Raw genomic sequence first — 21,932 nt, 5'->3', positions numbered from 1 at the left:
AGTCAGGACCAGAGCTTTTTATTTTGACGCGTTTTCTTCACGCGAACCGGTGCCCACTTCGCTTGAAAACGCTATCTCGTATCAGTTGCTGAGTTCGCCGCTGATGGTGTCGCCGAACAGGTCCCACTTTTTGCCCTTGAACCGCATCATCTGAAGTTGCTCGATCGGATAGAAGTCGGTTGCGCTGGTGTTGATCTTGACGCCGGGCAGCAAAGTGTCGGGCGTGAAGTCCTTCAGGCTGGTGGCCTGCTTCATGATGTTTTCGCGGGTCAGATTGTCGCCGGCCTGCTTGAGGACCTGAACTACGGTCTGGGCCTGGCCATAGCCGAACACGACGGACCCGTCGGCTTTGTTGGCGTCCGGCGCGTATTTGGCGAGGAACGCATAGAATTTCTTCATGCCCTCGTCATTGTCCCATTGCGAGTCCGCGCCGTCCTTGGCGTAAGCCGCGGAGAGAATGCCCTGGGAATTTTCAAAACCGGCAGGCTGCAGCACAGAGCCAACCGATGCGCCGACGTTGCTCTGGAAATACAGCGGCTTCCATTCTAGTTCGGCGAGTTTCTTGATGCTCTGGGCAGAGAATTTTGGCGTCGTCATGCTGAAATACACGTCGGCGCCGGAAGCTTTTATCTTCACGATATGCGAGTCGATGCTCGGCTCGGTCACCTCATAGCTTTCCTCGGCAACAATCATGGACGCGGCCTTGTCGCCGAGACCGTCCTTGAGACCTTTCAGCAGGTCCTTGCCGAAATCGTCGTTCTGATACAGGATTCCGACCTTGGCGCCCGGCTTCTCCTTCAGCAGATACTTTGCATAGATGCGGCCTTCACTCTGGTAGGCTGGTTGCCATCCCATGGTCCACGGAAAGTTCTTGTAGTCGCCGAATTTGGTGGCGCCTGTCGCGACGAAAATCTGCGGGACTTTCTTGCTGTTCAGATACTTCTGGATCGCCGAGTTCGACGGTGTTCCGAGCGGTCCAAACAGAAAAAGCACCTCATCGCTTTCGACCAGCTTGCGGGCCTGCTCGACGGCTTTCGGCGGGCTGTAGCCGTCATCATAGCTGATGAACGTGATTTTGCGGCCGTTGATGCCGCCTTGCTCGTTGATCATCTTGAAGTAGGTTTCTTCGATCTTGCCGATCACGCCGTAAGCCGAGGCCGGACCGCTATAGGGCATGATGTTGCCAAGCTTGATCTCGGTGTCGCTGGCGCCGGTGTCGTATTTCTTCTGGGCGAGCGCGCTGCCGGTGGTGGCCGCAAAAGCGATCACCGCGGTCGAGAGTACGGCGGCCAGCATTTTCTGTTTTGAAAGCATGTCTTCTCCTTGAGCTTTTTTTGAACCGGTTTTTCTTGAGCTTAGCCGTTCTTGAGCTTGCCGAGCCAATGTTGAGCGACCACGGCGACTTGCCTCGCGCCATGCGGCACCAGGAAGATGACGAGGAACAAGAGAACTCCGAACACCGCTCCGGAAAGCCCTTTCGAGATTCCTTCGGCAATATTCGGCACGAAGATGATGAACGCCGAACCCACGATCGATCCCGGCAGCCATCCGACGCCGCCGACCACCATGCCGAGAAACAGCGAGATCGCCAGCGTGATAGTATAGCCATCGGGGGCGACGAATTGCACGGCGATGGCGCCGAGGCCACCGGCCACGCCGGTGATCCCGGCGCTGACTCCGAACGCCAGTGTCTTGTACAGCGCCACGTCGATGCCCATCGCGGAGGCGGCGATTTCATTGTCGCGGATCGCCATGAAGGCACGGCCGGAGCGTGATTTCAGGAGATTGACAGAGAAAATATAGATCGCGATCGAGACCGCGAGCGTGAAATAATACAGCCACATGTCCTGCGACATCGGCAGGCCGAACGGGGCATCGGGCTTGGTCACCACCAGGCCCTGCACGCCGCCGGTCCATTTTTCGAACACGCCGAGTTTCAATAGCTGCGGCATCGCGGTCGCCAGCGCAAAGGTCGCCAGCGCCAGATAGACGCCGCTCAACCGAAGCGCCGGCTGGCCGAACAGAAATCCGAAGATGAAGCAGACGAGGCCGGCGACCGGCAACGTCAGTGCATAATTGATGTCGGCATGTTCCATCAGGATCGCCGAGGTGTAGGCGCCGACCGCGTAGAACGCGCTCTGGCCCAGCGAGAATTGCCCGCTGCCGCCGGTCAGGATGTTGAGCGCCAGAACAGCCAGCGCATAGATCAGCAGCATCGTAAGCTGAAAGATGACAAAATTCTTCACGAACAGCGGCACCAGGATCAGCACCAGCAACATCGCGAGCGACGTTCCGTAACCGAGCGTCATGGCGCGCTTGGGAACCGCCTCGACCGCGGGCGCCTCAGTGACGACTTCCTGAATGGCGCTCATGATCAAACTCGCTTCACGATGGAACGGCCAAACAGGCCCGCCGGTTTGACGACCAGAACCGTAATGATCAGCGCCAGTGCGATCGGCAGCTTCAGTTCGTTGCCGACGCCGGGAATATAAGTGCCGACCAGGTTTTCGAAGATCCCGACCAGGAAACCGCCGATCACGGCGCCAAACGGGCTGGTCAGGCCGCCGAGCACGGCGGCGGCGAAACCATAGATCAGCACGCCCAGCATCATGTTCGGTTCGAGAAACACCACCGGCGCGATCATCATGCCGGCGATCGAGCCGATCGCCGCCGCCATGCCCCAGCCGAGTGCGATCATCCAGGACGTGTTGATGCCGACCAGCCGCGCCGATTCAGGCACCGAGGCCGCCGCGCGCATCGCGAGTCCGACCCGCGTGAACTGAAAGAACAGATAGAGCAGGATCAGCAGCAGTACCGTGATGCCGATCATGCCGGCCTGATGGGTCGAGATCAGCTGACTGCCGAGGAACGGCGAGGAGCCGAACGGGCTCGGATATTGCTTGATAGTGAAATCCCAGATCAGCCCCGCGACGCTGTTGATGATCGCGTACAGCGCAATGAACCCGGCGACGTTGGTCAAAATGGGTGCCTTGGCCAGCGGCTTGAACAACAGGCGTTCGATCAGGATGCCGGCGGCGAACGAAATTGCCAGCGTCAGCACGAAGGCGCCCCAATAGGGGATGCCCCATTGCATTAGCTGCCAGGAAATGAAGGTCGAGAACATCGCCATCTCGCCCTGGGCGAAATTGAGATGGTCGATCGCCTGGTAGATCATGACCACGGCGAGCGCCATGCAGGCATAGATCGCGCCAGTCGCGATGCCGGCCAGGACCTGGTTGGTGAAAAGCTCCATGGCCGCGCTCCCTCAATACCCCAGATAGGATTTACGCACGTCTTCGTTGTTGGCGATCTCGTCGGCCTTGCCCGACATCACGATCCGTCCGGTCTCGATGACGTAAGCCTGATCGGCCAGTTCCAGCGCCAGTTGCGCGTTCTGCTCCACCACCAGGATGGTGACCTTGTCCTCGCGATTGATCTTGCCGAGGATCTTGAACAAGTCGCGCACGATCAGGGGTGCGAGACCAAACGACGGCTCGTCGAGCAGCATCAGCCGCGGGCGCAGCATCAAGGCGCGGGCGACCGCGAGCATCTGCTGTTCGCCGCCCGACAACGTGCCGGCCTGCTGGGTATAACGCTGCTTGAGCACCGGAAAGTGGGCGTACATGCGCTCGATGTCGGAGACGATGGCAGTCTTGTCGCTGCGGGTAATGGCGCCGAGCTGGAGGTTTTCTTCCACCGTCATGGTGGTGAAGGTGCCGCGGCCCTGTGGCACATGGGCGATACCGAGGCGGACGACGTTCTCGGTCGAACGATTTCCCAGCGGCTTGCCGTCAAACTCGATTCCGCCGGTCGAGCGCACCATGTTGCAGATCGCTCGCAGCGTGGTGGTCTTGCCGGCGCCGTTGGCGCCGAGCAGCGTGGTCAGGCTGCCCTCGTTGAGCGAGAACGAAAGGCCATGCAGCGCCTGGACCTGCCCGTAATAGGCTCTGAGATCGCTGACATTCAGGAGCGCGGTCATTGGTCCTTGCTCCCCAGATAGGCCTTGATGACATCCGGGTCGGCCTGGACCTGCGCCGGTGTTCCCTCGGCGAGCTTCTTGCCAAAATTTAACGCAACCACATGATCGGCGATCGACATCACCAGGCCCATGTGATGTTCAACCAGCAGCACCGTCATCCTGCGCTCGTCGCGGATACGGCGGATCAGGTCACCGAGTGCATAGACTTCCTCGTGGTTGAGGCCGCCGGCGGGTTCATCGAGCAGCAGGATTTTCGGATCGGCCGCCAGCGCGCGCGCCAGTTCGACGCGCTTCTGGGTGCCGAACGGCAAGCCCGACACCGTGAGATGGGCGACATCGCCGAGATCGAGATAGCCAAGAATTTCGTGGACGCGTTTGTTGAGCTCGGTCTCGCTGCGGCGAACCCAGGGCAGTTTCAGGGAGTCGCTGATGATGTCGCTGTTGGTGCGGGCATGGGTGCCGACCCTGACATTGTCGAGCACGGAAAGATTTGCAAACAGCGCGACGTTCTGAAAGGTGCGCCCGATGCCGATTTCGGCGATTCTATGCGGCGGCCGCTTTAGGATGCTCCGGCCTTCCATCAGAATGTCGCCCTTGCTCGGCTGATAGAGCCGGCTCAGGCAATTGAACAGGGTGGTCTTGCCGGCGCCGTTCGGTCCGATCAGGCCCAGGATCTGGCCTTGATACATGTCGAACGAGACGCCATTCAACGCAACGATTCCGCCGAACACGACGCTGACATTACAGACCGCAAGCAGGGGGGATTCAGACTGCGCAGATTGTGCCTGCGTCATCGTATCCTGCCCGAATGATCGATCCGGCCGGAACGTGCACGCAGACTGGTTCGCCGCTCACCGTGTTGACCGCTACCTGATCCCCTCGACCACACGTGCAACTTTCCCTCCTGGTTTCAGCTTTTTGCCTTCTTCTTTTTTTGATTGCGGAACAGCGCCGCCAAGGGCTGCCTCGATATTTCTTACCATCGCCACCAGACGTGGTCCAATGTCGTCACGCAGCCGCTCTTCCGTGAAACGGAATGCTGGCGCGCCGCAATTAAACGCATAAGGGCCGGTTCCGTCGTTAAGCTTGAGGGCAACGCCGACGGCGTGGATGTCGTCGTGCCACTCGCCCGCCGAGATGACGAAGCCATGTTGTCTGACGTTTTCTCCGGCGCGCTCGATGCCGTCGCGCATCCGCGGCCAGCGGCTGCCATAATGCTCGCGCAGGTCGCGCAGCAATGTCGTGCGCTCTTCGTCGGGCAATGCCCAGAGATAGGCGCGGCCCATGGCCGTGGTCGCGATCGGGATTCGCGAACCCACATCCAGTTGGACGCCGAGCGTCATGCCGCGGCTCTGGCCGAAATAGATCATGCTGAGACGGTCGCGTCCGCCGACGGCTACCGCGCCGCCGGTTTCGCGCATCAATTCTTCCCGGTAGCTTTCGGAAAGGTGCCGAACGCCGAGATTTGCCAAGGCCGCATAGCCGAGCGCCATCGCCGCGGGCGCGAGCTGATATTTTTCGAACCTCGGAACCGGCGTCAGATAACCCAGTTTGGTCAGCGTATAGGTCAGCCGCGAAATGGTCGGCTTGGGCAGTTTGGTGCGGGCCGCGATTTCCTGGTTCCCAAGCAGCCCGTCATTGGGATGGAATGCGCGCAACACATCCAGGCCGCGGGAAAGCGCGACGACAAAACTGCGATCAGTCGCCACTTTCTTGGTCGGACGTTTCATCGCCTGCTGCCGCTGTGCGGACCTCGTTGACAAGGGACGTGCTTCAAAATAACCCTCGCTGTCAAGATGTGGAATTAAATTCCGCAATGCGGAATAGGCAAGAACGGCGATCCAGGGAGAATCTCGTGAACGAAGTGGTCAAGCTCGAGCGTCATGACGTCATCGGCATCGTCACGGTCAACAGTCCTCCCGTCAATGCGCTGAGCGCCGCCGTCCGGGGCGGCATCCTGGAGTGCATCAAGAGCGCGATCGCCGATCCGGAAATAAAGGCAATCGTGCTGACCTGTGCCGGCCGCACTTTTATTGCCGGCGCCGACATCACCGAATTCGGCAAGCCGCCGAAGCCTCCGGGTCTGCATGAAGTGCTGACCGAAATGGAGAACTCGCCGAAGCCGATCGTTGCTGCAATTCATGGCACCGCATTGGGCGGCGGCCTTGAGGTCGCGCTTGCCTGCCATTTCCGTGTTGCAACCAAGGACGCCAGACTAGGTCTGCCCGAGGTGAAACTCGGCCTACTGCCAGGCGCCGGTGGCACGCAACGCCTGCCGCGCGCGGTCGGCCCCGAACTGGCTGTGAAGATGATCGTGGCCGGCGATCCGATCGGCGCTGCGGAAGCCCTCAAGAACGGCCTGATCGAGGATATCGTCGAAGGCTCTGCCACCGGCGGCGAAGCCTTCGCCCGCAAGGTGCTGGCGGAGAAGCGCCCGCTGCGCAAGCTGCGCGACGACAACAGCAAGCTTGCGGCCGCGAAGGCTGACCGTTCGATCTTCACCAATGCGGTCGCCGCCCTCACCAAGAAGGCGCGCGGGCTGGAAGCGCCGTTCGCGGCCGCCGACGCGGTCGGCTTCGCGATCGACCTGCCGTTCGACGAAGGCCTGAAGAAGGAACGCGAAAGTTTCCTCAAGCTGATGATGGGCGATCAATCGAAGGCACAGCGTTACGCCTTCTTTTCGGAGCGCGAGGCGGCCAAGATCGCGGGCGTTCCCGAAGGAACCAAGGCCCGCAACGTCGAGCGCGTCGCGATCATCGGCGCCGGCACCATGGGCGGCGGCATTGCGATGTCGTTCGTCAATGCCGGCATTCCCGTGACGCTGATCGAGACCGGCGAAGAGCAGCTCAAGCGCGGCATGGGCGTGATGCAGAAGAATTACGAAGCCACCGCGGCGCGCGGTGGCATCCCGGCGGATGCGCCTGCCAAGCGATTGGGGCTGATCACCGGCGTGGTCGGGCTGGAGAATGTCAGGGATGCTGACCTGATCATCGAAGCCGTGTTCGAGACCATGGCGATCAAGAAGGAAGTGTTCGCCGCGGTCGACAAATACGCCAAGCCCGGCGCGGTGCTGGCATCCAACACCTCCTATCTCAACATCGACGACATCGCCAAAGTAACCAGCCGTCCGCAGGACGTGCTGGGCATGCACTTCTTCAGCCCTGCCAATGTGATGAAGCTGTGCGAGATCGTGCGCGCGGACAAGACCGCGCCGGATGCGCTGACCACCGCGGTCGCGGTGGCGCGCAAGATCGCCAAGGTGCCGGCCGTGGTCGGCGTCTGTGACGGTTTCGTCGGCAACCGGATGCTGGCGCAACGCGGCAAGCAGGCAGAGAAATTGTTGTTTGAAGGCGCGCTGCCGCAGCAGGTCGATGCGGTCGTGACCAGGTTCGGTATGCCGATGGGGCCTTTTGCGATGGGCGATCTCGCCGGCCTCGATATTGGCTGGCGCTCGCGCAAGGACCGCGGCATCAAGTCCGAGATCGCCGATGCGCTGTGCGAAGCCGGCCGCTTCGGCCAGAAGACCGGCAAGGGCTATTACAAATACGAGGCCGGATCGCGGGCGCCGCTACCCGATCCGGAGGTCGAGAAGCTGATCGACGAGACGCTGCAGCGGCTCGGCCGCAAGCGCCGCATCGTCACCGACGACGAAATTCTCGAGCGCATGATGTATCCGATGATCAATGAAGGCGCGCGAATTCTCGAAGAAAAGGTCGCGGCGCGTCCGAGCGATATCGATGTGATCTGGCTCTATGGTTACGGCTGGCCGATCTATCGCGGCGGTCCGATGTTTTATGCCGATCAGGTCGGCCTCAAGCACATCGCCGATCGTCTGTCGTTCTACGCCAAGGAGACCAATGATCCCTCGCTTGAGCCGGCGCCGTTGCTCAAGCAACTGGCGGCGGAAGGCAAGACTTTTGCGTCGCTGGCGCAGACAGCGAAAGCGGCTTGATGGTGGCGGGTCGGATGTACTCTGGTTCGTATTTCAACGCGTCGTCCCTGCGAACGCAGGGACCCATACCGCGTGGATTCACGTTCAGGCACGTCGGGAGAGACCTCTTTCCAATATCGAGGGCAGTGGCTATGGGTCCCTGCGTTCGCAGGGACGACGAGCGGAGAGAGTTTTCTGAGCTCGGCTTGCAGGACGACCCATGACTCATCCCGGCGAGCGATTTTATCCGGAAGGGATTCACTGGGATGATCCAATCGCCCGCGGATCGTTGCCCGATGTCCTGTCGAACGCGGCGGCGAAGTTCGAGGTGCGGCCGGCGCTTGAGTTTCGCGATCGCACGATCAGCTACCGCGAACTTGAGCAATTGACCGAAATCGCAGCTTCGGCCTTCCTGCGCGCCGGCTACGGCAAAAACGATGCGATCGCGCTGTTCCTCGGAAATTCACCGGATCATCCCGTCAATTTCTTCGGCGCGTTGAAGACCGGTGCGCGCGTCGTGCATCTGTCGCCGCTCGATGGCGAGCGCGCACTCTCGCACAAGCTCAGCGACAGCGGCGCGCGCATTCTGATCACCAGCGATCTCTCCGCATTGCTGCCGATGGCGCTGAAATTCCTGGAAAAAGGCCTGCTCGATCGCCTGATCGTCTGTGAGGACGATCATTGGGGCGCGGTCGGCAATCCGCATACGCCGATCCCGGATCACCCTGCGATCGTAATGTTCAAGAGGTTTGTCGAGGGCGCGATAAAACCCGCGCAATGGCCGTCGATTTCGCCTGATGATGTCGCGCTGCTGCAATATACCGGCGGCACTACCGGATTGCCCAAGGGGGCCATGCTCAGCCACGGCAATCTGACGTCGGCAGTATCGATCTATGAACTCTGGGGTCGCAAGGCCACCGCCGAGCGCAAGGCGATCGAGCGCGTGATCTGCGTGCTGCCGCTGTTTCATATCTACGCGCTGACGGTGATCCTGTTGCGCTGTCTGCAGCGTGGCGACCTGATCTCGCTGCATCAGCGTTTTGATGTTCAGGCGGTGATGCGTGATATCGAGGTCAAGCGCGCGACGGTATTCCCCGGCGTGCCCACGATGTGGATCGCGATTGCGAGCCTTCCTGATCTGGAAAGCCGCGATCTGTCGTCGCTGGTCAGTTGCGGATCGGGCGGCGCGCCGCTGCCGGTCGAGGTCGCCAAGATTTTCGAGCGCAAGACCAACATGAAGCTCAAGAGCGGCTGGGGCATGACCGAGACCTGTTCGCCCGGCACCGGCCATCCGATGAACGGTCCGGACAAGCCGGGCTCGATCGGGCTGATGCTGCCCGGCATCGAAATGGATGTGGTGTCGCTGGAGGATTCCAAAAAGGTTCTGCCGCCGGGCGAAGTCGGCGAAATTCGCATCAAGGGGCCGAACGTCACCAAGGGCTACTGGAACCGGCCCAAGGAAACCGGCGAGGCATTTGTCGGCGATCGGTTCCTGACCGGCGATATCGGCTATATGGACAGTGACGGCTACTTTTATCTGGTCGATCGCAAGAAGGACATGATCATCTCCGGCGGCTTCAACGTCTATCCGCAGATGATCGAGCAGGCGATCTACGAACACCCGTCCGTGCAGGAAGTAATCGTGATCGGGATTCCCGATCAATACCGCGGCGAGGCGGCAAAGGCCTTCGTTAAATTGCGCGCGGGCGCCAATTCCTTCACGCTGGACGAGCTCAAGGCGTTCCTCGCCGGCAAGCTCGGCAAGCATGAAATCCCCGCCGCACTCGATTTTGTCGATGAACTGCCGCGCACGACCGTCGGCAAGCTCTCGCGCCACGAATTGCGCACACAACAATCCGCACAAACATCCGCGCCGCCCCAACACCAACCCGCAACAGGAGGTCGCTCATGACCGACGCCGTAATCGTCTCCACCGCCCGCACGCCGATCGGCAAGGCTTATCGCGGCGCGCTCAATGCGACCGAAGGCGCGACATTGCTCGGTCACGCGATCGGCGAAGCCGTCGCGCGCGCCAAGGTGGATCCCAGCGAGGTCGAGGACGTGGTGATGGGCGCGGCGTTGCAACAGGGTTCTACCGGCGGCAATATCGCGCGCAAGGCGCTGTTGCGGGCCGGCCTGCCGGTGACCGTCGGCGGCACGACGATCGATCGGCAATGCGCCTCCGGTCTGCAGGCAATTGCGCTCGCCGCGCGCTCGGTGATCTTCGACGGCGTCGAGATCGCGGTCGGCGGCGGCGGCGAATCCATCAGCCTGGTGCAGAACGACCACGCCAACAAGTTTCATACTCAGGATCCAGCGCTGCTCAAAATCAAGGGCGAAGTCTACATGCCGATGATCGACACCGCGGAAGTCGTCGCCAAGCGCTACGGCATCTCGCGCGAGCGGCAGGACGAGTATTCGCTGGAGAGCCAGCGCCGCGTCGCGGCCGCGCAGCAGGGTGGCAAGTTCAACGACGAACTCGCGCCGATCACCACCAAGATGGGCGTCGCCGACAAGGCCACCGGCGAAATCTCCTTCAAGGAGATTACGCTGTCGAAGGATGAAGGCCCGCGGCCGGAAACCACTGCCGAGGGCCTCGCCGGTCTCAAGCCGGTGCGTGGCGAAGGCTTCACCATCACCGCCGGCAATGCCAGCCAGCTCTCGGACGGCGCCAGCGCGTCTGTCATCATGAGCGACAAGGAAGCCTCAAAACGCGGGCTCAAGCCGCTCGGCATTTTCCGCGGCTTTGTCGCCGCCGGTTGCGAGCCCGATGAAATGGGAATTGGTCCGGTGTTCGCGGTGCCGCGCCTGCTCAAGCGTCATGGTCTCAAGATCGACGACATTGATCTGTGGGAACTGAACGAAGCCTTCGCGGTGCAGGTGCTGTATTGCCGCGACAAATTGGGAATCGATCCCGAGAAGATCAATGTCGACGGCGGCGCGATCGCGGTCGGCCATCCTTATGGAATGTCCGGCGCGCGTCTCACCGGTCACGCACTGATCGAGGGCCGCCGCCGCAAGGCCAAGCTCGCGGTCGTGACCATGTGCGTCGGCGGCGGCATGGGTGCCGCGGGATTGTTCGAGATTGTGCAGTAGGACGGTTCCGTCATTCCGGACAGGCGCATAGCGCCTGATCCGGAATCTCGAGATCGTAGTCATAGCAGTGAGATTCCGGGTTCACGCTTACGCGTGCCCCGGAATGACGGAAAAATTCCGAGGCCGGCGCAAGCGGCTTTCATCACAGGAGGATCCGATGGATCTCAGCTTCAGCAAGGAAGAAGTGGCGTTTCGGGATGAAGTGCGAACCTTCCTGCGGGACAATGTTCCGCCCTCGACACGCCAGAAACTCCAGGAGGGTCGTCACCTCTCCAAGGACGAGATGGTCGAGTGGTGGCGGATCCTGAACAAGAAGGGTTGGGGCGTCTCGCACTGGCCAAAGGAATATGGCGGCACCGGCTGGAGCTCGGTGCAGCATTACATCTTCAACGAAGAGCTGCAGATGGTGCCGGCGCCGGCGCCGCTCGCCTTCGGCGTCAGCATGGTCGGTCCCGTCATCTACACTTTCGGCAATGAAGCGCAGAAGAAGCATTATTTGCCGCGCATCGCCAGTGTCGAAGACTGGTGGTGCCAGGGCTTTTCGGAGCCCGGCTCCGGTTCTGATTTGGCCTCGCTCAAGACCAAGGCCGAGCGCAAGGGCGACACGTATGTGATCAACGGCCAGAAGACCTGGACCACGCTGGCGCAATATGCCGACTGGATCTTCTGCCTGTGCCGGACCGACCCCGGCGCCAAGAAGCAGTCCGGCATTTCGTTCATCCTGGTCGACATGAAGACCAAGGGCATCACGGTGCGCCCGATCCAGACCATCGACGGCGGCGTCGAAGTCAACGAAGTGTTCTTCGATGACGTGGTGGTGCCGGTCAGCAATCTCGTCGGCGAGGAAAACAAGGGCTGGGACTACGCCAAATTCCTGCTCGGTAATGAGCGCACCGGGATCGCCCGCGTCGGCGTGTCCAAGGAGCGGCTGCGCCGCATTCGCGACCTTGCCTCCAAGGTGGAATCCGGCGGCAAGCCCGTCATGGAAGACCAGGCGTTCCGCGAGAAACTCGCCGCGGTCGAGATCGAACTCAAGGCGCTTGAGCTGACGCAGCTTCGCGTGGTCGCCGATGAAGGCAAGCACGGCAAGGGCAAGCCCAATCCGGCGTCCTCCGTGCTCAAGATCAAGGGCTCGGAAATCCAGCAGGCCACGACCGAGCTATTGATGGAAGTTATCGGCCCGTTCGCCGCGCCCTTTGACGAGCACGGCGATGACGGCAGCAACGAAGCGATGGACTGGACCGCTCAGATCGCGCCGAGCTATTTCAACAACCGCAAGGTCTCGATCTATGGCGGCTCCAACGAGATCCAGCGCAACATCATCACCAAGGCGGTGCTGGGGTTGTGAGGACCGTCATTCCGGGGCGCGCGTGTAACGCGCGAACCCGGAATCTCGAGCGAATAACCTCTGGATTCCGGGTTCACGCTACGCGTGCCCCGGAATGACTCCATTGGGCGTAAAATTATCTACGCATATAGGGAAGAAAAATGGATTTTGATCTGTCCGAGGAGCAGCGGCTTCTCAAGGAAAGCGTCGACGGGCTGCTCGGCAGTTCCTACGAATTCGATGACCGCAAGAAATACATGGCGGAAAAAGGCGGCTGGAGCAAAAGCGTCTGGGGCAAGTTCGCCGAGCAGGGGCTGCTCGGGTTGCCGTTCTCCGAAGACGATGGCGGCTTCGGCGCCGGTGCGGTCGAAACCATGATCGTGATGGAAGCGCTGGGCAAGGCGCTGGTGCTTGAGCCGTATCTGCCGACCGTGGTGATCGCAGGCGGCTTCCTGCGGCGTGGCGGCTCGGCCGCGCAGAAAGCGGAATACATTCCCGCCATCATCGACGGCAGCAAGACGTTTGCATTCGCGCAGCTCGAGAAGAACTCACGCTACGATCTCGGCGATGTCGCGACTTCGGCCAAGAAAAAGGGCGAGGCTTACGTGATCGACGGCGAAAAGTTCGTGGTGCTCAATGGCGAGAGCGCCGATATGCTGATCGTGACCGCGCGCACCAAGGGCAGCCAGCGCGACGCTGATGGCGTCGGCGTATTTCTGGTGCCCGGCAATGCCAAGGGTGTTGCGAAGAAGGGCTATCCGACCCAGGACGGGCTTCACGCAGCCGATATCAGCTTCACCGGCGTCGAAGTCGGCGCCGATGCCGTGATCGGCGATCCCGAGAACGGCCTCGCTTTGATCGAGCGCGTGGTCGACGATGCCCGCATCGCGCTCTGCGCCGAGGCCGTCGGGTTGATGGATGAATCGCTGAAATCCACTGTGGAATATCTCAAGACCCGCAAGCAATTCGGCGTTGCGATCGGAAGCTTCCAGACCCTGCAACACCGCGCCGCCGACATGTTCGTCGCGCTCGAACAGGCCCGCAGCATGGCGATGTTTGCGACCATGGCCGGCGATTTTGACGACGCCAAGGAGCGCGCCACGGCGGTCGCGGCCGCGAAGGTACAGATCGGAAAATCCCTGAAGTTCGTCGGCCAGCAGTCAATCCAGCTTCACGGCGGCATCGGCATGACCATGGAAGCGAAGATCGGTCATTACTTCAAGCGACTGACCATGATCGAGAACACGTTCGGGGACACGGATTATCATTTGCGCCGTGTGACCCAGGGCGGCGGGCTGGTTTGATCTGTCATTTATCGTAACCCGGATGAGCGAAGCGACATCCGGGAAAGGCCGCGACGTTAGCCCTGGATGTCGCTTCGCTCATCCAGGCTACATAATATCTCTCGTCATTGCGAGCCAACGGGTCGCGCGAATGCGCGCCCGATGACAGGCTCCGCGAAGCAATCCATTTCACCGCGCAAAGGAAGAATGGATTGCTTCGTCGCTGCGCTCCCTTGCGCAAACGCTTTGCGTTTGTCGCAGGCAATGACGGCGTTGGACTCCGATGCGTCGAGCTTGATGACCGGCCAGACCATCGTGGTTGATGGTGGAGTGACGACAGCGGCGGTGTAGTTCTTTCTTGCCCTCTCCCCTTGTGGGAGAGGGTGGACGCGAGGCGAAGCCTTGCGGACGGGTGAGGGGTTCTTTCCGCGGATAGAGACCCCTCATCCGGCGCGCTATGCGCGCCACCTTCTCCCACAAGGGGAGAAGGGAAGAAGCCACGCGCCCCTTCCATATTGACCTTCCCCCTTCAATCCGCTTGCCTCGGCACAACCTAAAAACTCCCGAGGACCCCCCTCATGTCCCACGTCTTGGCCATCGATCAGGGCACCACATCCTCCCGCGCGATCGTGTTTCGCAGCGACATTTCGATCGCCGCGTCCGCACAGCAGGAATTCCCACAGCATTTTCCAGCCTCCGGCTGGGTCGAGCACGAACCGGAGGATATCTGGACCTCCACCATCGCGACCTGCCGCGCGGCGTTGCAGAAGGCTGGCGTCATCGCCAAGGACATCGCCGCGATCGGGATCACCAATCAGCGCGAAACCACTGTGGTGTGGGACCGCGTCACCGGCACAGCTATTCATCGCGCCATTGTCTGGCAGGATCGCCGCACCGCCGATATCTGCGCGCGATTGAAGAGCGAAGGCCACGAGCCGGCAATCTCGGCCAAGACCGGTCTCATTATCGATCCTTATTTTTCCGGAACAAAAGTGGCCTGGATCCTCGACCACGTGCCCGGCGCGCGCGCCCGCGCCGAGCGCAGCGAATTGCTGTTCGGCACCGTCGATTGCTACCTGCTGTGGCGGCTGACCGGCGGCAAGATGCACGCGACAGACGCGACCAACGCTTCGCGCACGCTGCTGTTCAATATCCACACCGGCCAGTGGGACGATGAACTGCTGAAAATCCTGCGCGTGCCGCGTTCGATGCTCCCAGAGGTGAAGGACTCCTCTGCAAAATTCGGCGATAGCCTGCCGGAACTGTTCGGCGGCTCCATCGCGATTTCAGGGATCGCCGGCGACCAGCAGGCCGCGACCATCGGTCAGGCCTGTTTTTCGCCCGGCATGATCAAATCGACCTATGGCACCGGCTGCTTCGCGCTGCTCAACACCGGCACCACGCCGGTCGCCTCGAAGAACAAGCTGCTCACCACCATTGCCTATCAGCTCAGCGGACAGCGCACCTACGCGCTCGAGGGCTCGATTTTCGTCGCGGGCTCGGCGGTGCAATGGCTGCGCGATGGGTTGGGGATCATCAAGAACGCGGCCGAGACCGGCCCGCTCGCCGATAAATCCGACTCGATGCAGAGCGTTTATCTCGTGCCGGCCTTCGTCGGTTTAGGGGCGCCCTACTGGAATCCGCGCGTGCGCGGCGCGCTGTTCGGGCTGACGCGCAACACCGGTCCCGCCGAACTCGCGCATGCCGCACTGGAAAGCGTCTGTTACCAGACCTTCGATCTGTGGGCCGCGATGCGCGCGGACTGGCCCGACGCCAGCGCCGTGAAAACCGTGCTGCGCGTCGACGGCGGCATGACCGCCTCCGACTGGACCATGCAGCGCCTCGCCGATCTGCTCGACGCGCCGGTCGATCGCCCGATGATCCAGGAAACCACAGCCCTCGGCGCCGCCTATCTCGCGGGGTTGGCCGCGGGCGTCTATCCCGAGCCGTCGAAGTTTGCCGACAACTGGCGGCTGGAACATCGCTTCAAGCCGGCGATGAGTGCCGCGACAAGAGAGCGGAAGCTGAAGGGCTGGGCGAGGGCGGTGAAGGGATTGCTGGCGAGCGATGAGGGGGAGGGGTAGAGGATATTCGTGGGCTAGTTCTCTCAAAGTTTTTGAAAGGTAAGCATTATGTCCGCAGATACATTCTCAAGCCCCCCGACGCGATTTGGAACAATTCCTGACTATGAGATCGTGGAATTGGCATCCCGAGGAATTCTTATAGGTGAAAATTTTGAACCAAAGTGCGTGAAGCAGGCTTGTTATGAGCTGAGGGCCGGAGAAATTTACTACGACCTTTCGAAAGAATCGGAGCGAACAGTAGTTCCCGCAGGTTCCTATATTTTGATAAAACCACGACAACTGATCACGATAATTACGAAGGAAGTCTTGGAAATTCCCCAAGATGTACTCGCTCGAATTCTGACAAAAGGTAAGCTCTTCTCAATTGGGCTGCTACCCGTGAATACATACGCTGATCCAGGCTTTGTAGGTAGGTGCTTGATCGGTACTTCGAAGAGGGGCGATTAAAGGTTTCGTGTTTTCGGGAAGATGAGAAATCCCCGCGCTTACCCCGATTGACCTACCCGACGGGCAAATCAAAGCGCCCGGCGCTGGATCATTTGTCCAGCCCCTTCCGCAAAAATATTCTGTTTTTCAGAAATCGAAAATCAGTCTATATAAATGCCCATCCCGCCTCACAAGAGGGGCGCTTCGCGGTCGTCACGGACGTTGATGCGGGATGCGATGGACGCGGCAATGTCACATGACGAATGACATCGCCGCGGACGGAGAAGGCGTGTGGTCCCGACACCCCGACGCTGGTGTCAAGTTTGCGCATGAGGCTGCGCAGGCGACGGTGGCAAGAAAGCCCGGTCACCGAGGAGAGCGCGCAGGAAGCTGTTAAAACCATTGCGTGGGGAATGCCGGGTGATTCCGGTGTGACCTGACTAACGCGTGTGCTCTTTACTTACCACTTTCGCACACGCGGCTGCGGGCGCATCGGGCGCCCGGCATTCCCCGCGCCCTCTGTTTGGAGGGCTGGAAGTTAAGAGCAAAACTCGGGCGGATTGCGTCGCGAGAATGCGAAACCGTGTCGATCTCTTCCGTCATTGCGAGCCGCTCTCTCAACGTCATTGCGAGCAAAGCGAAGCAATCCATCTTTTTCTTTATGTTGCCCGATGGATTGCTTCGTCGCTTTCGCTCCTCGCAATGACGGGCCATGCTGTTTGAAAATTGGAATCCAAAATCAGAACCGCTGCGGCGCTTTCTTCCCCTCTCCCCTTGTGGGAGAGGGTGGCTTCGCGAAGCGAAGACGGGTGAGGGGTTCTTTCCGCGGATGCAGACCCCTCATCCGGCGCGGACTTTGTCCGCGCCACCTTCTCTCACAAGGGGAGAAGGGAAAAGAAAAACCGTCAGGCCCTCGCCGCCTTCTTCCGGTACGCCAGGTGCACGGCGCAACTGCAGCCCGGGGGATGCGAGGCGACTTCCTTGGCGGCGACGTCGTTGGCGGGAACGGCCGACGCCGGCGCCAATGTCGGCATCGCTTCCTTGACGCGGCGGTCCTGTGCGGACTGGTCCTGGGTCGGAATATAATTCAGCACCGGGGCCAGCCAGCGTTCGGCTTCCGTGACGCTCCAGCCTTTGCGGGACGCATAATCCTCGACCTGGTCGCGCTCGATCTTGCCGACGCCGAAATAGAAGCTTTCCGGATGGCTGAAATAAAGCCCCGATACCGACGAGCCCGGCCACATCGCGTAGCTCTCGGTCAGCTTCACGCCGGCGGTGTTCTCGGCATCGAGCAGCGCGAACAAGGTCGCCTTCTCGGTGTGATCGGGCTGCGCGGGATAGCCGGGGGCAGGGCGGATGCCGGCATATTGCTCGAGGATGAGTTGATCGGGCGTTGCGGTCTCGTCCGGCGCATAACCCCAGAATTCGCGGCGCACGCGCGCATGCAGGCGCTCGGCGAAGGCTTCGGCAAGACGATCCGCCAGCGCCTTGCACAGGATCGAGGAGTAGTCGTCATTGGCGTTTTTAAAGCGATCGGCGATCACGTCCTCGCCAATCCCGGCGGTGACCACGAAGGCGCCGATGTAATCCGGCACGCCACTTGACGCGGGCGCGATGAAATCCGACAGCGCCGAATTGAAACGGCCCTCGCGCTTCTCCAGTTGCTGGCGCAGCGTGTGGAAGGTCGCGATCTGCTGTTGGCGTGTGTCGTCGGCATACACCGTGATATCGTCGCCGTCGGCATTGGCCGGCCAGAAGCCGATCGTCGCCTGCGCGGTGAACCATTTCTCCTTGATGATGCGGCCCAGCATCTTGCGGGCGTCGTCATAGAGCGAGCGCGCGACTTCGCCGACTTTCTCGTCGTCGAGGATCATCGGGAAGCGCCCGGTCAGCTCCCAGGTCTGGAAGAACGGCGTCCAGTCGATGTAGTCGGCGAGTTCAGCGAGGTCGTAGGCTTTGAAAGTCTTGGTCCCAAGGAACGCCGGCTTCTTCGGTGGCGTCTTGGTAAAGTCGATGGTCATTGCATTGGCGCGAGCGTCGGCCAGCTTCAGCCGCTTCTTGTCGGCCTGGGCGCGAAAATGCGCCGCGGAAATCTTGGCGTAATCGGCGCGCACTTCGGCGGCATAGGCCTCGCGCCGTTCCGGCGACAGCAGCGACGAGGCGACACCGACCGCGCGGCTGGCGTCGTTGACATGCACCACCGGTCCGCTGCGGTAATTCGGGTCGATCTTCACGGCGGTATGGACGCGGCTGGTGGTCGCGCCACCGATCAGAAGCGGCACGTTCAGGCCCTGGCGTTCCAGTTCGCCCGCGAGAAAACTCATCTCGTCGAGCGAGGGCGTGATCAGGCCGGACAGGCCGATGATGTCGGCGCCCTCGGCTTTCGCGGTCTCGATGATCTTGGCGGCCGGAACCATCACGCCGAGGTCGATCACTTCGAAATTATTACATTGCAGCACGATGCCGACGATGTTCTTGCCGATGTCGTGGACGTCGCCTTTCACGGTCGCGAGCACGATCTTGCCGGCGGAGTTGCGGCCGTCGCCGACAATGCCGTTGGCCTTGTTGCGCGCCTTTTCCTCTTCCATGAACGGCATCAGATAGGCCACCGCCTGCTTCATCACGCGGGCAGATTTCACGACCTGCGGCAAAAACATTTTACCGTCGCCGAAGAGATCGCCGACGATATTCATGCCGGCCATCAGCGGACCTTCGATCACATTGAGCGGACGCTCGACGGTCTGGCGCGCGGCTTCGGTGTCGGTCTCGATATATTCGGTGATGCCGTGCACCAGCGCGTGGCTCAGGCGTTTCTCGACCGGCCATTCGCGCCAGGCAAGGTCCTGTTCCTTGGTCTGCTTTTCCTTGCCACGGAATTTTTCCGCCAGCGCCAACAACCGTTCGGACGCGCCGGGGTCGCGGTTGAGGATCACGTCCTCGCAGGTCTGGCGCAGTTCGGGATCGATGTCGTCATAGACGATCATCTGCCCTGCATTGACGATGCCCATGTCCATGCCGGCCTTGATGGCGTGATACAGGAACACCGAATGCATCGCTTCGCGCACCGGCTCATTGCCGCGGAACGAGAAGGAAAGGTTCGAGACGCCGCCGGAAATATGCGCGTGCGGCAGGTTCTTGCGGATCCAGCGCGTCGCCTCGATGAAATCGACGCCGTAATTATTGTGCTCGTCGAGGCCGGTCGCGATCGCAAAGATATTCGGATCGAAGATGATGTCTTCTGGCGGGAAATCCAGTTGCCCGACCAGGATATCGTAGGCGCGCTTGCAGATTTCAGTCTTGCGCGCAAACGTATCGGCCTGGCCGACCTCGTCGAACGCCATCACCACCACGGCGGCGCCATGGCGGCGGGCGATCCTGGCCTCGTGAATGAATTTTTCTTCGCCCTCCTTCATCGAGATCGAGTTGACCACCGGCTTGCCTTGAACGCATTTCAGGCCGGCTTCGATCACGGCGAATTTCGACGAGTCGACCATCACGGGAACGCGGGCGATGTCGGGTTCGGCGGCAACGAGATTGAGGAACGTCACCATCGCGGCTTCGGAATCCAGCAGCCCTTCGTCCATGTTGACGTCGATGATCTGGGCGCCGTTCTCGACCTGGTCGCGCGCCACTTGAAGGGCCGCAGTGTAATCGCCCGCGGTGACCAGCTTGCGGAATTTCGCCGAGCCGGTGACGTTGGTGCGCTCGCCGACATTGACGAAGGGGATCGCGGGCGTCAGCTCGAACGGTTCCAGACCGGAAAGCCGCAGGCGCGGTTCGATGCCGGGGATCACGCGGGGCTTGTGCGGCGCCACGGCAGCGGCAATCGCGGCGATATGATCCGGGGTGGTGCCGCAGCAGCCGCCGACGATGTTGACGAGGCCGGCCGAGGCAAACTCGCCGATCAGCCCGGCCATGAATGCCGGGGTCTCGTCGTACTGGCCGAATTCGTTAGGCAGGCCCGCGTTGGGATAAGCACAAACCAGCGTATCGGCGACGCGGCCGATGTCGGCGATATGGGCGCGCAAATCCTCGGCGCCGAGCGCGCAGTTGAAGCCGATGGTGATGGGCCGGGCGTGGCGCACCGAATTCCAGAACGCCTCGGGCAATTGGCCCGAAAGGAGACGGCCGGATTTGTCGGTGATGGTGCCGGAGATCATCACGGGCATGTCGATGCCGCGGGCTTCGCTGATCTCGGCGATGGCGTAGAGCGCGGCCTTGGCGTTGAGCGTATCGAAGATGGTTTCGACCAGCAGCAGATCGGCGCCGCCGTCGATCAGGCCGTTGATCTGCTCGCTATAGGCGATGCGCAGATCGTCGAAGGTCACGGCGCGATAACCAGGACTCGAGACGTCAGGCGAGATCGACGCGGTGCGGTTGGTCGGGCCGATGGCGCCGGCGACAAAACGGGGCTTGCCGTCTTCCGCGGTGACGCGCACAGCCGCGGCGCGCGCGAGTTTGGCGCCTTCGAGATTGAGCTCATAGGCAAACGACGAGAGGTCGTAATCGGCCTGCGCGATCGAGGTCGAGGAAAACGTGTTGGTCGCGACGATGTCCGCGCCGGCGCGCAAGTAGGCGGCGTGGATATCCTCGATCGCCTTGGGCTGCGTGAGGATCAGAAGATCGTTGTTGCCGCGCAGGTCGCGGTGAAAATCCTTGAAACGCTCGCCACGAAAGGCGGCCTCGTCATATTCGAGGCCCTGGATCATGGTGCCCATGGCGCCGTCGAGCACCAGGATACGTTCGCGGGCGGCCGCGATCAGTGCGGTTCGCTTGGGAGAAACGATAGAGGTCATCGATCAAGCGGCTTTCTGTGCGCCTTGCGGGCGAATGCCCAGCAAGTGGCTGATGGCGAACACGAGATCCGCGCGGTTCATGGTGTAGAAGTGAAAGGTGTCGACGCCCTGCTTGGCGAGCTTTTGCACCTGACCGGCCGCGACGGTGGCTGCGACCAGCTTGCGGGTCTCGGCGTCATCGTCGAGGCCGTCGAATTTTTCCGCCAGCCAATCCGGAACAGAGGTGCCGGCGCGGGTCACGAAATTGCGGGCCTGCTTGAAATTGTGCATCGGCATGATGCCGGGCACGATCGGGATATCGATGCCGCGGGCGCGAACCCGGTCGAGATAGCGCAAATAAAGGTCGTTATCGAAGAACACTTGCGTAATCGCGCGGGTCGCGCCGGCATCGACCTTGGCCTTGAGCACATCGATATCGGCATCGAAGTCGGGGCTTTCCGGGTGTTTTTCCGGATAAGCCGATACGGAGACTTCGATATCGGGATGACGCTTCTTGATGCCATCAACCAGTTCGGCCGAGGTCTGATAGCCCTGGGGATGGGTGGTGTAGGGCGTCCCGATGCCGCCGGGCGGATCGCCGCGCAGTGCTACGATGTGACGGACGCCGACGTCATGATAGCGGCTGACGATGTCGTCGATCTCGCCGCGTGCCGCGCCGACGCAGGTCAGATGCGCGGCCGGCCGGATGTCGGTTTCGTTGAGGATGCGGGTGATGGTGGAATGGGTGCGCTCGCGGGTCGATCCGCCGGCGCCATAGGTCACCGAGACGAAATTGGGGGTCAGCGGCGCGAGCCGCTTGATGGTCTCCCACAGGCTCTTCTCCATCTCCTCGGTCTTCGGCGGGAAGAACTCAAAGGAGATCGCCGGCGACTTCGGCACGCGCTGTCCATCGGGCGCGGGGGGCGTAACCTCGGTCATGGCGCGAAAAACTCCACTCAATCGGGATCGCATCAGGTTTAGTTGCAGAGCACCAAAATAGGCTAAACAGGGTCGTTCAAACAGCCCATCGG

The 21,932-nt window shown here is 61.2% G+C and carries 14 protein-coding genes and 1 pseudogene; 7 read left to right on the top strand and 8 right to left on the bottom strand.

Features of this window, described 5'->3' with window-relative positions; all coding sequences use genetic code 11:
• Positions 1-81: 81 nt before the first annotated feature.
• The 6 genes from HB676_RS26210 to HB676_RS26185 all read right to left on the bottom strand — a co-directional run bounded on the left by HB676_RS26210 (position 82) and on the right by HB676_RS26185 (position 5,709).
• Positions 82-1,314, bottom strand: coding sequence for an ABC transporter substrate-binding protein (locus tag HB676_RS26210; protein ID WP_213741364.1), 1,233 nt, complete (start codon positions 1,312-1,314; stop codon positions 82-84).
• A 41-nt stretch (positions 1,315-1,355) separates the two neighbouring features.
• A complete protein-coding gene (locus HB676_RS26205) occupies positions 1,356-2,372 on the bottom strand; it encodes a branched-chain amino acid ABC transporter permease (RefSeq protein ID WP_213741363.1) in 1,017 nt (338 codons plus the stop codon).
• A 2-nt stretch (positions 2,373-2,374) separates the two neighbouring features.
• Complete coding sequence (locus HB676_RS26200) at positions 2,375-3,253, bottom strand: branched-chain amino acid ABC transporter permease (RefSeq protein WP_213741362.1); 879 nt, start codon at positions 3,251-3,253, stop codon at positions 2,375-2,377.
• 12 nt (positions 3,254-3,265) lie between these two features.
• Positions 3,266-3,979: an ABC transporter ATP-binding protein gene (locus HB676_RS26195; protein WP_213741361.1), complete on the bottom strand. Its 714-nt coding sequence runs from the start codon at positions 3,977-3,979 to the stop codon at positions 3,266-3,268.
• Complete coding sequence (locus tag HB676_RS26190) at positions 3,976-4,773, bottom strand: ABC transporter ATP-binding protein (RefSeq protein ID WP_213741360.1); 798 nt, start codon at positions 4,771-4,773, stop codon at positions 3,976-3,978. Before HB676_RS26190 ends, HB676_RS26195 begins: the two co-directional genes overlap by 4 nt.
• A 72-nt stretch (positions 4,774-4,845) precedes the next feature.
• Positions 4,846-5,709: an IclR family transcriptional regulator gene (locus HB676_RS26185; RefSeq protein WP_213741359.1), complete on the bottom strand. Its 864-nt coding sequence runs from the start codon at positions 5,707-5,709 to the stop codon at positions 4,846-4,848.
• Positions 5,710-5,834: 125 nt separating this feature from the next.
• Between HB676_RS26185 and HB676_RS26180 the strand changes: the two genes are divergently transcribed.
• The 7 genes and pseudogenes from HB676_RS26180 to glpK all read left to right on the top strand — a co-directional run bounded on the left by HB676_RS26180 (position 5,835) and on the right by glpK (position 15,700).
• Positions 5,835-7,931, top strand: coding sequence for a 3-hydroxyacyl-CoA dehydrogenase NAD-binding domain-containing protein (locus HB676_RS26180; protein WP_213741358.1), 2,097 nt, complete (start codon positions 5,835-5,837; stop codon positions 7,929-7,931).
• A 199-nt stretch (positions 7,932-8,130) separates the two neighbouring features.
• On the top strand, positions 8,131-9,822 hold the full coding sequence (gene pimA / locus HB676_RS26175) for a dicarboxylate--CoA ligase PimA (RefSeq protein WP_213741357.1): 1,692 nt from the start codon (positions 8,131-8,133) through the stop codon (positions 9,820-9,822).
• Positions 9,819-11,006 (top strand): acetyl-CoA C-acyltransferase, encoded by a 1,188-nt coding sequence (locus HB676_RS26170; RefSeq protein ID WP_213741356.1) that lies wholly within the window; start codon positions 9,819-9,821, stop codon positions 11,004-11,006. Before pimA ends, HB676_RS26170 begins: the two co-directional genes overlap by 4 nt.
• 157 nt (positions 11,007-11,163) lie before the next feature.
• Positions 11,164-12,354 (top strand): pimeloyl-CoA dehydrogenase large subunit, encoded by a 1,191-nt coding sequence (gene pimC / locus HB676_RS26165; RefSeq protein ID WP_213741355.1) that lies wholly within the window; start codon positions 11,164-11,166, stop codon positions 12,352-12,354.
• 140 nt (positions 12,355-12,494) lie between these two features.
• The gene (pimD, locus tag HB676_RS26160) at positions 12,495-13,637 is read left to right on the top strand and encodes a pimeloyl-CoA dehydrogenase small subunit (protein ID WP_213741354.1); all 1,143 of its coding nucleotides are present in this window, start codon (positions 12,495-12,497) and stop codon (positions 13,635-13,637) included.
• Between the two features lie 231 nt (positions 13,638-13,868).
• Positions 13,869-13,967 (top strand): annotated as a pseudogene (locus tag HB676_RS33930) (short-chain dehydrogenase); the annotation flags it as partial.
• 227 nt (positions 13,968-14,194) lie between these two features.
• Complete coding sequence (glpK, locus tag HB676_RS26155; protein ID WP_213741353.1) at positions 14,195-15,700, top strand: glycerol kinase GlpK; 1,506 nt, start codon at positions 14,195-14,197, stop codon at positions 15,698-15,700.
• Positions 15,701-17,031: 1,331 nt separating this feature from the next.
• Here the strand turns inward: glpK and metH are convergent.
• Together metH and metF are read right to left on the bottom strand one after the other, a co-directional pair.
• Entirely contained in the window at positions 17,032-20,922 is a 3,891-nt protein-coding gene (metH, locus tag HB676_RS26150) for a methionine synthase (protein ID WP_213741352.1), read from the bottom strand.
• 3 nt (positions 20,923-20,925) lie between these two features.
• Positions 20,926-21,840: a methylenetetrahydrofolate reductase [NAD(P)H] gene (gene metF / locus HB676_RS26145; RefSeq protein WP_213741351.1), complete on the bottom strand. Its 915-nt coding sequence runs from the start codon at positions 21,838-21,840 to the stop codon at positions 20,926-20,928.
• Positions 21,841-21,932 lie beyond the last annotated feature (92 nt).

Origin of the sequence: Bradyrhizobium sp. dw_411 (assembly GCF_018449695.1) — a bacterium.
Lineage (GTDB): Bacteria > Pseudomonadota > Alphaproteobacteria > Rhizobiales > Xanthobacteraceae > Bradyrhizobium.
Note: the sequence above shows the minus strand (reverse complement) of the source record. Positions and strands in the feature narration are given on the sequence as shown.